This window comes from Paenibacillus sp. GM2, assembly GCF_900069005.2.
In the GTDB taxonomy this organism is placed as follows: Bacteria; Bacillota; Bacilli; order Paenibacillales; family Paenibacillaceae; genus Fontibacillus.
On the sequence record NZ_LN831279.1, the window covers coordinates 57,845 to 70,392 of the forward strand.

Annotated in this window: 10 protein-coding genes; 9 read left to right on the plus strand and 1 reads right to left on the minus strand. The window is 47.3% G+C overall.

The window, feature by feature from the left end:
- Nucleotides 1–193: 193 nt before the first annotated feature.
- The 4 genes from BN1360_RS10250 to BN1360_RS10265 all read left to right on the plus strand — a co-directional run bounded on the left by BN1360_RS10250 (nt 194) and on the right by BN1360_RS10265 (nt 6,370).
- A complete protein-coding gene (locus BN1360_RS10250; protein ID WP_229520969.1) occupies nt 194–1,066 on the plus strand; it encodes an ABC transporter permease in 873 nt (290 codons plus the stop codon).
- Nucleotides 1,067–1,095: 29 nt separating this feature from the next.
- Entirely contained in the window at nt 1,096–1,980 is an 885-nt protein-coding gene (locus BN1360_RS10255) for a carbohydrate ABC transporter permease (RefSeq protein WP_068779774.1), read from the plus strand.
- An 87-nt stretch (nt 1,981–2,067) separates the two neighbouring features.
- The gene (locus BN1360_RS10260) at nt 2,068–3,591 is read left to right on the plus strand and encodes an extracellular solute-binding protein (RefSeq protein ID WP_068779775.1); all 1,524 of its coding nucleotides are present in this window, start codon (nt 2,068–2,070) and stop codon (nt 3,589–3,591) included.
- Between the two features lie 67 nt (nt 3,592–3,658).
- Entirely contained in the window at nt 3,659–6,370 is a 2,712-nt protein-coding gene (locus BN1360_RS10265) for a hypothetical protein (RefSeq protein ID WP_068779776.1), read from the plus strand.
- A 144-nt stretch (nt 6,371–6,514) separates the two neighbouring features.
- On the opposite strand, the gene BN1360_RS10270 is transcribed toward BN1360_RS10265, so the two are convergent.
- A complete protein-coding gene (locus BN1360_RS10270) occupies nt 6,515–7,306 on the minus strand; it encodes a helix-turn-helix domain-containing protein (protein ID WP_068779777.1) in 792 nt (263 codons plus the stop codon).
- A 125-nt stretch (nt 7,307–7,431) separates the two neighbouring features.
- On the opposite strand from BN1360_RS10270, the gene BN1360_RS10275 reads away from it, so the two are divergent.
- The 5 genes from BN1360_RS10275 to BN1360_RS10295 all read left to right on the plus strand — a co-directional run bounded on the left by BN1360_RS10275 (nt 7,432) and on the right by BN1360_RS10295 (nt 12,526).
- Nucleotides 7,432–9,681, plus strand: a complete 2,250-nt coding sequence (locus BN1360_RS10275; protein WP_068779778.1) for an FAD-dependent oxidoreductase — start codon at nt 7,432–7,434, stop codon at nt 9,679–9,681.
- A gap of 301 nt (nt 9,682–9,982) precedes the next feature.
- Nucleotides 9,983–10,849 carry a 23S ribosomal RNA methyltransferase Erm gene (erm, locus tag BN1360_RS10280; RefSeq protein ID WP_069188331.1) on the plus strand — a complete coding sequence of 289 codons (867 nt, stop codon included), beginning with the start codon at nt 9,983–9,985 and terminating at the stop codon, nt 10,847–10,849.
- A gap of 113 nt (nt 10,850–10,962) precedes the next feature.
- The gene (locus BN1360_RS10285) at nt 10,963–11,334 is read left to right on the plus strand and encodes a MerR family DNA-binding transcriptional regulator (RefSeq protein ID WP_068779780.1); all 372 of its coding nucleotides are present in this window, start codon (nt 10,963–10,965) and stop codon (nt 11,332–11,334) included.
- Nucleotides 11,335–11,336: 2 nt separating this feature from the next.
- Nucleotides 11,337–11,657 (plus strand): thioredoxin family protein, encoded by a 321-nt coding sequence (locus BN1360_RS10290; RefSeq protein ID WP_068779781.1) that lies wholly within the window; start codon nt 11,337–11,339, stop codon nt 11,655–11,657.
- Nucleotides 11,658–11,806: 149 nt separating this feature from the next.
- On the plus strand, nt 11,807–12,526 hold the full coding sequence (locus BN1360_RS10295; protein ID WP_068779782.1) for a CPBP family intramembrane glutamic endopeptidase: 720 nt from the start codon (nt 11,807–11,809) through the stop codon (nt 12,524–12,526).
- Nucleotides 12,527–12,548 lie beyond the last annotated feature (22 nt).

The window sequence follows — 12,548 nt, forward strand, 5'->3', positions numbered from 1 at the left end:
AGGTATGTTTTTTACCGGGTCCAACCTACATTATTCAAAGGAATATTTAGTTTTTAAACTTGTGATTCAATATTGAAAGCGCTATATTTTGGCCCTGAGGCAAGAGAATCGACATAGAGAAAATGAGGTGTACAAAATGAGGAGAGTCCTGCATGTAAGGTTTACCGATTTAGTCAAGAACAGATTTCTATATTTGTTGGTATTACCCGGATTAATCTACTTCCTATTATTCAGTTATTTGCCCATGGCTGGTATTGTCATAGCTTTTAAGGAATACCGCATGGATCTGGGGATTTTCGGAAGTCCGTTTAATGGACTGAACAATTTTAAATTTCTAAGCGTAGATACGATTTCCGTATTGAGGGTTGTTTTCAACACTCTATTCCTGAATGTTTTATTTATTGGTATAGGTACTGCATTAGCCATAACGACCGCAGTTCTGATTAATGAGATCCGCCTGGTCTGGTTCAAGAAAATCTCCCAATCGCTCGTAATCCTCCCCAATTTTATTTCATGGGTGATTGTTGCTGTATTTGCGTACAACTTCCTGAATACGGATTTCGGCATCGTGAACAATTGGTTAAAGAGCTTGGGCCTGGAAGGGATCAGTTGGTACAACCAGGCCGGGTATTGGCCGGCCATTCTCGTGCTGCTGTACTCCTGGAAATCGGTTGGCTTCAACAGCATTATTTACCTTGCCGCTATCACAGGAATTGATCAGGAGCAGTATGAATCTGCTGCGCTTGACGGTGCCAACAAGTTCCGGCAGATCTGGCATATTACCATACCCGGTATTTCCAAGACGATCATTATTTTGCTTCTGCTGGCTATAGGCCGGATCTTTTATGGCGACTTCGGCATGATCTATGGTTTGGTTGGCGATAACAGCCTGTTGTTTCCTACGACAGATGTTATTGATACTTATGTGTTCCGGGCGCTTCGAACCTTGAATGACGTAGGGATGTCCTCGGCCATCGGACTGCTGCAATCCGTGATTGGCTTCCTGTTTGTCTATACGGCCAATGCCGTAGTAAGAAAGTATGACAAGGATGCCGCGCTATTCTAAAAGATAAATCCAGATAGGTGTGATAATGAATGAAAACCAAGTCTGCCAGTGATAAGATCATTTCCGCTTTTGCCTATATTTATATGATTTTGTTTGTTATCGTCGCTATTATTCCATTCATGACCATTATTTCCACATCGATTACAGATGAGCAATATATTCGTGCGAACGGCTTCGATATATTCCCGCATAAAGTAACTTGGTCGGCATACAAATATGTGCTTGGAAGAGGCTCCACCATTCTGGACGCTTACCAAGTCACGACTTTTGTTACGGTGGTTGGAACGCTGTTCAGCATGCTGATTACCACCATGATGGCATTTGCCTTGTCGAGAAAAGAATGGAAGATGGCGGTGCCGATCTCGTTTCTTGTCTATTTCACCATGCTGTTTAATGGCGGTCTTGTTCCATGGTACATCATAACGACGAAGTATCTGGGCCTGCATGATAGTTTGCTTGCCTTGATTATTCCTTACACCATTAACGCTTTTAATCTGCTTGTACTGAGAAGCTTCATATCCGGCATTGACAATTCAATCTTTGAAGCCGCGAAAATAGATGGAGCAAATGAATTTCAGCTATTATTTCGGATTGCATTACCGCTGGCATTGCCCGGGCTGGCCACTATCTGCCTGTTTTATGCCATCAGCTATTGGAATGATTGGTGGCTCGGGCTTATGCTGATCAACGAAAGGGAGCTTTACCCGCTGCAACTGCTGATTCGGGCGATTACCTCCAATATTTCTTATGCGACCTCAAGCGGAGCCAATTCATCGATCGCCGCTGCATCTATTCCGGAGGAGGGCGTCAAGATGGCAACCACAGTTCTGACCATCGGGCCCATCATCTTGCTGTATCCGTTCTTGCAGCGCTATTTTGTCAAAGGTCTGACTATTGGAAGTGTAAAAGGCTGAATATGGGGTTAACCTGCGCATGTTTCTTTGTATACATCCCGAAAGGGTTTGTATAGATAGCACTCATCATAAACAGGAGGTCTGGTCATGAAGAAATTATTCGGTAAAACGTTTGGGGTTTTTCTGGCAAGTGTACTGCTGATAGCTGCTTTGGCCGCTTGCTCGTCCAATGGAGGAAATGGAGCGGCAACAAACGCTGGCAAAGAGAATGGATCAGCTCAGAGCAGCGGCACGGAGTCTTTGCCGAAAGTGACTCTGAACATCGTATATCCGGGCGATCCGCAGCCGGATCAGGATACGGTAACAGCGGCCTTGGAGAAGAAGCTGGCCGAGGACGGCATTAACGTGAAATTGAAGTATCAATACATTCCTTGGGGGGATTACTATCAAAAATTGCCAATTATGCTGGCCACGGGAAATCAAGTAGATATTATGTGGACGGACCCGGGCCTACTGGGCACATTCGCCAAATCCAACTCGCTTGCCTCGCTGGATGAGCCTCTCTCCAAATATGGCCAAGCTATCATGGATGCGCTTGACAGCAAATACTGGCCTCCGGTGACGATTAACGGTCAGAAGTACGGCGTGCCGGCAGGGGCATTAGGTACGACCAAGGGCTACTATACGGCGACAATCCGCAAAGACTTGCGTGAAAAGTACGGCCTGCCTGAGATCAAGACCATGGATGATCTGTTAGCCTATGCCGAAGCGGTGAAGAAGAATAATCCGGAAATGATCGTATTTAACGAACCGCCTGCCCAATACCAGACAGGGGAAGTGTTGCAAAGCACAGTTTCTGACGGCATTTTATTTAACTTCAAGACGCTGAAAGCGGTAGCTAAATACGACCTTCCGGGCACTTTGGAGGATGCGAAATATTTGCGGATGCTTTATGAAAAAGGATTTATCGATAAGGACGTCATGGTTGGTCGTGACATCCGGGCAGATTTCAACTCAGGAAAAGCAGCGATAGGCGGCGGGGATGTATATGAATATAACAATTATTATCGGAATATTTCCGTACCTGGAGCCGAGGTCGAGTTCGTAAAAATATTGTTGACCGATGAGCCTTATATGCCAACGACCACTTGGAACTTCCAAAGCATTGCCGCAACCTCGAAAAATATCGATAGAGCCGTTATGTTTCTAAACTGGATTCAGGAGAACGAAGAAAATTACGATATGATGACCAATGGGTTGAAGGGCACTCACTTTGATATTAAGGACGGCAAGATTGTTACTCCTGATAGCGTAGATGTTTCGACGATTGGATATGCACCGCCGGAGTGGATGTGGCAAAATCCGAAGTTCCTGAAGCCAAAGGCTACCGATGCGCCGGACTTTATGGAGCAATTGCTGGACTTCGATAAGAATACCAAGCTGCTGAGTCCGATTATGGGCTTCAACTTCGATCAAACACCGGTTAAGACCGAACTGGCTGCTCTTAGTACGATAGAGAATAAATACAAATACGGAATTGCAGCGGGCGTATTGGAGCCGGAAAAGGCGATTGCCCAATACAGCGCTGAGCTCAAAAAGGCCGGACTGGACAAGGTAATTGCGGAATATCAGCAGCAGGTCGATGCCTTCCTGTCTGCCGCCAAAGAATAGATAGAGAAAAATAGAGTTATGAGGGAGAAACCGTGCTGATTCAATCCGAAAGGGAGGATTAGCTGATATGAGGAAAGGGAGAAAGCGAGGAAAAGCTCTGCTTGCAAGCTCATTGATCCTTTTGATTTTATCCGCCTTCGTGCCTGCAGCTTACGCGAATGGCAATTTCAGCGCCCAGTATGTTCAAGAGAGCGCTTCGTCCATTACTGTACATCCAGGCGAGACGGGGGAGTTTTGGGTTGATCTCAAAAATAACGGCAGCGAGCCATGGTTATTCGGATGGCCAAGCAATGAAGTCGTCTTGGCCAATACGGACGCCAGTTATTCATATGAGACAAGCTCTATATTTACCGGCTACAATAATTGGCTTACGTTCAGCAGACCGGCTGCACCAGACTATTCCGGGATTGAAACCGGAGGTACAGGAAGGTTTATGTTCAGCTTTACAGGTCAGGAGGAGCTTGGGACAAGCAGAATCTACCTGCGTCCTATTAAGGCGGATGGCACCTTTTTGCCGGATCTGGGGATATGGTTTGATATTAATGTGGTTCCTTACCCTGAATTTTCCCTGTCTGCGGGTGCTCCCGCTTCCAGCCAAGCCACGATTAACTGGGTGAAGTATGAGGGGGACGATTTCGGGGCTTATAAAATCTATAAGTTCCCCAAGACATATCCGGGCCTTAGATATTACACGGGGGGAGATTGGAACAAAAACTTTCAATATCTGCCCCAAATGCATCCTTATTACCTTGATGCCACAATTACAGATGTAAATACGTTGTCCTACGTGAGTTCTCTTGAAGCAGAAAAAACATATGTCTACCTTGTTGATGTCTGCGATTCAAACGGGGACACCCTCGCGCGGTCGAATCAGGCGGAGGTCAGGAATGTAGCCAGCTATGCCGTCAAGCCTCAGGAGAGGGGGCAGAGAATTTATTATGATCCTCAATTAGGTGACTACAGAAATACGGAAACCAGAGGTTATATTGAGAGCAGTATGAGATGGAGTACGGATTCCGCCGAGATATTGCTGAGCTTGCAGACCTTGCCCGAAACCTATGCACAGGATACGGCGCAAAATCTGGTTGATTTCGTGAAGGAGAGCATGCCAAGAGGCCTGCCAACTCACAGATGGGCTGATTTCAGGTACGGACAGGGTCCAAGTGTGTTTGTGGATCCGCAGCTAAAGTTTGATAACGGTCTGTATTTTGTAACGGGGGATCTATCTGTTCCTCGATTAACGTTTGCGGAGAGTACTTATGGTTCCGATCCGTTGGGAGCCCTTCGCTTTGCTTATGGCTATGATGGTTTGACTCCCGTGGAAATTGCCAATCCGACGACCCGATCGGTTGCCTTTGATGAAGATACCAATACAATGGTCGTGGAGTTCACTAAAGATGAAAACAATGTCCATGTGTATTTTAAGGTCCGCATTCATGGAGGTGTGGCCGAGATTGAGGGCTCCATTACGCCTACTGGCGGTTCAATAAGCAATCCGCGCTTGATTGTAAAAGCATTGAGCGACGACGGCATCGGGGACGCCGAATTTTTTGGCTCTGTCAAGCAGTGGGGAAGCGATGCCTGGCTGCTCTATGATGACGGAAAAGGCTTTGTGAGGGGAGAAGACCTTGCGAAGAACAATCCGGACCGATTCGAGGGGATTTTGCAGTCCAACGGCAGTTCTTACTTTAAATACAACGGAACGATTGCTGAGGGTGAGACCTGGAGCGAATATCTTGAAAAAATAAGATTTGGTTCTCATATGCTGGGAGGAACCGCTGACAGCTATGAACCGACAGCATATAATTCAACCAAGTATGATAATTACTTGTTTGGCAGGCTTATGAATTACGGCTACCCGATCATGGGCTTGGCCTCATGGTGCAGCAGCCATCCAGCGGATAACGATGCAAGGGAAGTATTAAATCAGGCGTTCGGTATTTATTATCGGAATTTAATGAATTACGGGGAACATAACTGGACGTCCTATGAAGACAAGTCGAACGGTTCGTTATATTGGGGCGAGCTGGGGCCGCTTCTTTATGGATTATCCGTTATGGCCGATCTGGACAATACAACAACTATAGAAGGAAAAACTTATGCGCAGATCGCTCAATATGTATATGACCTGCTGCCTGCGGAAGCTTCCGGATTGTTTGCTAATGACAATGATGGGCTGGGGAATGCGATTTTTGGCATAAGGAAATTCAAAGGAATGGACGATCCCAAAGCGGCGAACTATGAGTCTCATTTGCAGGACATAAATGCCAATAATAATAAGGGCTACTACACTACCAAAACTTATTTGGGATATAGCGACAAGCAGAGCCCAAACGCGCTAAGCGCCTTGAGTTATTTCTTGCAGCTTCCGCAATGGGATACAGAGGATGCGCTCGTTATCCGAAATGAGCTGGGTTATGCCGGTATGGGCGAATCCCAGGCTTGGGGGCAAATCCTGTTCAACCAGCTGGAGGAGAGTTATGGGGGAGTCTACCCGATTCTAATAGGAACGGACACCAGACATTCCTATCAGAATATTAACCTTAAGTCCATGCATTGGGACGCCGGCTCCAAGACACTTAATATGAGCTTTGATCATCCTTTTGAGGAATTGGACGTATACACGGGGCTCTCTGATTTATCGGATGTGAAGTTGAACGGGGTTTCTTTGATTCCGGGAGCGGACTATACTTTTGATACTACTACACATATATTAAGAATCATGAAGACGGGCACCGCAGGAAATAACTTTAATGTATCCGTCGTCACGGTTCTGTAGCGAGGAGAATCGCTATTGCCGATTGTTGATATGCCTTTAGAGCAACTGAAAACCGGTACAGAAATCAAATTAAGCATGGGCGCTTGTAGAGTTGAACCAACAACTCTACAAGCCTTTTTTATGGGGATCATGGTAGAGAAGCAGCTAGACACGAGGCATGCTGCGATATTGTGAGGGAGGCATTCCCCGTTTGCTCCGGAAGATGCGGCTCAAGTAGAAGCCGTTCTCATATCCGCAGAGCTGCGCGATTTTGTCGATGCTAAGCTCTGTTTCTAACAGCAATTTACTGGCTCTGTCCAGCCGGAGCCGGGTTGTATATTCAGAGGGAGGCATTCCGTAAGCTGCGCGAAAGCGTCTGGTTAACTGTACCGGGGTAAGCTGCAGCGAGAGCGCCAGACTCTTTAAATCGATCGGGCCAAATGCATTGTTGATGATAAATTGGGCAGCCGTTCGCATCTCCACATCTGCCAGCATGCCATTTAACCCTATTTCCCGTGGCATATTCGTCTCCAGTTCGTATAAACGCCATATATCGCTTACCAGATGCTGTTTTCGCTCCATAGCGGTTTTATCCTGTTCCAATGCCAGCATCCGCAGGTAGAGATAATTGGAACGCAGCCGCTCGATGTCGGTGATTTTCAGAGCACCGCTTAACGACTGTATTTCTTCCAGAGAGGGCTCTGTATTCCATGCGAAATGAATAAAGTGAAAGCTTAAGGGTTCAAGGGTTTTTCTATGAAACCAGGTGTTCGGAGGGCAGACCACCAGGCTGCCAAGTCCGGCTTCGCCCTGCCGATCTCCTATGCGGTAAATAAACCTGCCGTCTTCCACCGCAAATATCGTCCAGTAAGAATAGATATCCCGTTCGAGAGCAAATGCTTCTTTTTTAATCCAATACAGATGCGTTACCAGGCGGATCGTAAAGTCACTTCTCATTTCATCACCACTCTATGTGAAATAAAGTATATATTTAATCGTAACATGATGCATGTATTTAAGGAAGTGTTCATTATAAGATGAAATCAAGGATATTGAATACGACCTTAAGGAGAGGTTCAATCATGAGAAAGGAAGTTATCAAGTCGGATATTACAGTGATTGGCGGCGGCCTGGCCGGAGTGAGCGCTGCTGTTGCCGCAGCCCGTTTGGGCAGGACGGTGTCATTGATTCAGAATCGTCCGGTACTAGGCGGAAATTCAAGCAGCGAGGTACGAGTCTGGGTGTGCGGAGCTACCGCTCACGGAACAAATCGTTATGCACGAGAGACCGGCATCATGGGCGAGCTGTTCCTTGAGAACCAATATCGGAATATCGATGGGAACCCGTATATTTGGGATATGATTGTGCTGGAAACGGTACGTGCGGAGCCTAATATCCGCTTATTTTTGAATACCGATGTCCATGAAGTGGAGGCCGAAGGTGATGCGGACAGCAGGATTATCCGTTCTGTAACCGGTTGGATGATGGGCTCTGAGCGTCGTATTCGTTTTGAAAGCGGTATGTTCCTGGATTGTACGGGCGATGGGCTGATCGGTTTCCTGGCCGGGGCCAAGTATCGCATTGGCCGTGAGGCGAAGGAGGAGTATAACGAGGCTTGGGCACCGCAGGTTGCAGATGACATCACGCTGGGAAGTACGATGTTCTTCTATACGAAGGATGCGGGACAACCGGTAAAGTTTATACCGCCAAGCTTTGCAAAGGATATCACGAAGACGACCATTCCATTGAAGCGTGTTATTCGCAGCGGCGATAACGGATGCGCTTATTGGTGGATCGAGTGGGGCGGGGAAATGGATACGGTTCACGATAATGAGCGGATTCGCGACGAATTGTGGGCGGTGATTTATGGCATCTGGGACTATATTAAAAATTCCGGCAAATTTGATGCCAACAATATGACGCTGGAGTGGGTAGGCTCGATTCCGGGCAAACGGGAGTACCGCCGTTTCCTTGGCGATTATGTGCTTAACCAAAACGATATTGTGGAGCAGCGCCAGTTCGAAGATGGCGTTGCCTTCGGCGGATGGTCAATTGATTTGCATCCTCCGCAAGGGATGTATTCCACGGAAAGCGGCTCGAAGCATTTGCATGCGGATGGGGTCTATTCTATTCCGTTCCGTTCCCTGTACTCCGCCAATGTGAACAACTTGATGATGGCCGGACGTGACATCAGCGCATCGCATGTCGCGTTTGGGACGACCCGTGTCATGGCGACATGCGCCGTTATTGGTGAAGCCGCCGGCACCGGGGCAGCTTTATGTGCGGCTAAGGGAATCTTACCGCGCGAGCTCTACCAAACGCATATGCTGGAGCTTCAGCAAACCCTGCTTCGCCAGGGGGCGTCCATCATCGGTTTCCGCAATGAGGATCCTGGCGATTTGGCACGGAACGCAAAAACAACGGCTTCCAGCACGTTGACGCAGCTAGCTGTGCAAAAGTCGGTTGAATCCTGTCGATTAGCTTCCGATATCGGCTTGCTCTTGCCTGTCGACCCAGAGCTGACGGGGCTTGAATTACTCATCGATGCGGCGGAGGACACAAGGCTGGAGGTGGAGCTATGGGGTACCGGACGCGGTGAGAACTATGTCCCGCATACCCTGCAGACGGCGGCTTCGATTCCGATCAGCAAGGGAGTGGGGCAGTGGGCTAAGCTGCTTTTACAGTGGAAGCCGGACGCTCCACAGAACGCTTTTCTTATCATTAAAGCAAATGAGCGGATTGCCTTGCATCTGTCTGATGAGCCGCAATCCGGGGTGCTTGTGTTCGTGAAAGGCCCGCAGCCTATCGTTTCTCCGGAATTTGGCGATCAACAGCCAGCTCAGCCCGTTGTGCAGTGGAATATGCGCCCGTTTGTCCGCAAGTCCATCTGCTTCCGTCTGCTCTCGCCGACACATGCTTTTGCGCCCGATAAGGTGATCGACGGTTATCATCGGCCCTATGCGGGGACGCATCTGTGGTCATCCGCCTCGCTGCGGGAAGACTCGCCGGAGTGGCTGGAGTTAAGCTGGCCAGCCTCGGTCAGCATTCGCACGGTACATCTTACCTTTAACGATGATGTAAATGAGGATCTGATCAATCTGCATCATCACCGCACACCGTTTGAGGCGATTCCGGAATTGATCAAGGATTATCGATTGCAGAGCTATATAAATGGGGAGTGGGTCACCATCGCCGAAGGCCGAAATAACCGGAAGCGTAGAGCAGTGCATACACTGGATCGATCGCTTTCCTCGGAACGGCTCCGCTTGGTGGTGGATGCAACCAACGGTTGCCCCCGGGCAGAGATTATAGAGATACGGGTGTACGAATAGAGTCATTTAAGACTTATGAACAAACCTGTTGAGAGGTTTGTTCATAAGTCTGCTGCTGGTAAAGAATCGTTATATTGAAGATTCCCCATGCGATCAGCGGAGGGGCTATGCTATACTGTTGCTTGTAATAGGATCCGTTTCATATAAGGGAGGATTGTCCTTACATGTATTGCATCGCATTCATACGTATTCGTTAATGAAGGTACAGAACATCTAAATCCAGGCATTTTCTTATGAAATGCGCAGGATTATTTGTGCTGTGCCTTTTTCATTACTATACGAATGAATGAGGTGCTTTTTGGTGTCCAAAAATAATAAAAATTATTGTAGTAAGTGGAAGAAAGAATCCAACTTTTCCGCACAACATCTATTAATCAGCAAACGGCTGATTCATGATATGATCACATTGGCCCGGATTCGCCCTACCGATACCGTGCTTGATATCGGGGCGGGGACGGGAGCATTAACCTATCCGCTTGCAGAGAAAGCGGCACATGTACTCGCCATCGAGACAGATCCAGCGTTAATTGACAGACTCTTCAGCAAGATGCAGGATAGAAGCAACATTCGTATCAAGCAATCTGATTTTCTGAAGGTCTCTCTCCCAGGAAGTCCTTTTACTGTCGTCGCCAATATCCCTTATTCAATAACTACTCCGATTATGGGGAGGTTATTGGATCAACCCGCCGTTCCTCTGCAGCGAGCCGTACTGCTTGTGGAGAAGGGGGCAGCCCAACGATTTACAGCAATCCCCGTTACAGATCCGCGCATTTTGAGCTGGAGGATGCAATATGATATCCGACTTGTGCGGACGGTTTCGCCTCATCATTTTGCACCGCCCCCGCAAGTGGATTCCGCCATCCTGCTCATCGAGCGAAGGGAGGAGCCTATTGTTCTTACACAGCATCAGCCGAAGTTTACATCGTTGGCAGCATATGGACTGCGAGATCCGCGGTTACCGTTATTTGCCGCTCTATCAGGTGTGTTTACCCCTCCCCAGATTGCGAAGCTGGCCAGAGAATTGAGGGTGAGTCGGGAATATCCCATCGGTAGACTGAATGAAGAGCAGTGGGGAAGGGTGTTCCATACGATGCTTCAGCATGTGCCGCCGTATCGCTGGCCCCAATGGGGGAAAAGCCCAAAGGGAAGATCGCGGACAAGAAGATAACCATAATTTATTTCTAATAATAGAAATTTAAAATAGTCAAAATCCCCTTGACCTTGACACTACTGTCAGGGTTTACAATGAAATCGAATCGTTCATCTAGGAGGCCAGATAGCATGAAAATCGGAGAACTTGCAGCCCGTACCGGTGTCAGCGTCCGTTCACTGCGATATTATGAGCAGCAAGGATTGCTTAAGCCTGCTCGAGACGAGAGCGGCTACCGGGATTATTCCATATTCGCAGAAGAACAGGTGCGCACGATCCAGTTATATCTAAATCTTGGATTGACGACCGAGCAGATTGCAGGTTTCCTGCATTGCGTCATGAAAAATAAAGAGGCGTTTTGCACAGAGGTTTTTCCGATCTTCCGCCAAAAAATCGCAGAGATTGATGCGCGAATAAACCAACTGAATCATATCAAGATGAATCTGGAGGAGCGCATGCAATCGATTCTGGATGAACGACAACGGGATGAAATGGAGGAATGAAGATGAGTTTACAACGGATAGATGGAGCAAGCTTCCAAAATGCGATTAAACAGGATGGAGTCACGCTTGTTGAATTTGGAGCCAGCTGGTGTCCACCCTGCAAAACACTGCTGCCCATTTTGGAGGAGCTAAGTCAAGAGGAAGCGGGGCGCCTGGATATTTATCAGGTAGATTGTGACGAATCGCCGGAGCTTGCTGCTCAGTTTGGGATCATGTCCATGCCGACGGTGATCATGTTTCATAACGGTGAACCTATGGATAAACTGATTGGACTGCGGCCAAAGAGTACGTATCAAGCAGCGCTGGCCCGCTATGTATCATAAAGCTTATAAATAAAGAAATCGCTTCTGATGTTTTGATAACACAGGGGCGTTTTCTTTTTTGTGAAGGTCATTAAGAGGCAAGTATAGAAGTCTAATATATCGAATCGAATCGGATCGGATCGCAAAAGCTGCTTAAAGGAGATTCTTTTATGAAATCAAGCAGGAAAACAGTTTCACTTATTGCCATCATTATCCTAAGCTGTCTTGCCATGAGTTTGGTAGATGCTGTAATCCGTCCGGATTACGCAGTCAAATCAGTCATCAAAATCATCCTTTTTCTGACACTGCCGATTAGCTACGCCAGAATAGCTGGAGGGGTACCGTTCCGCAGGTTGTTCGCCTTTGAAGAAAAGGGGTTCCTGAAGTCTCTTTTACTGGGATTCGGCGTATTTACCTTTATACTCAGCGGATATTTTCTAGTGGGTCCTTTATTTGACTTCACCCACGTAACGGGGGCATTGCAGAAGAATATGGGGGTGAATGCAAGTAATTTTGTGTTTGTAGCCCTGTACATATCGATCGTGAATTCACTGCTGGAGGAGTTTTTCTTTCGCGGCTTTGCCTTTTTCACGCTGAAGGAGCTGGCAGGACGGAGGTTTGCTTATCTGTTCAGTGCGGGAGCTTTTGCTGTATATCATATTGCAATTATGACAAGCTGGTTTTCGATGGGGCTGTTCCTTTTGTTAATTGTATCCCTGGTAATAGCGGGCTTATTGTTTAACTGGCTGAATGAGCGTAATGGCAACATTTATACCTCATGGATGGTCCATATGTTTGCTAATCTTGCGATTAATACCATAGGATTTATACTGTTTGGAATCATGATTTTTCAAGCTGTCTCCGCTAAGAATTGTTATATAAAACAATAAGTTTTATTTCTATTAGCTTCGT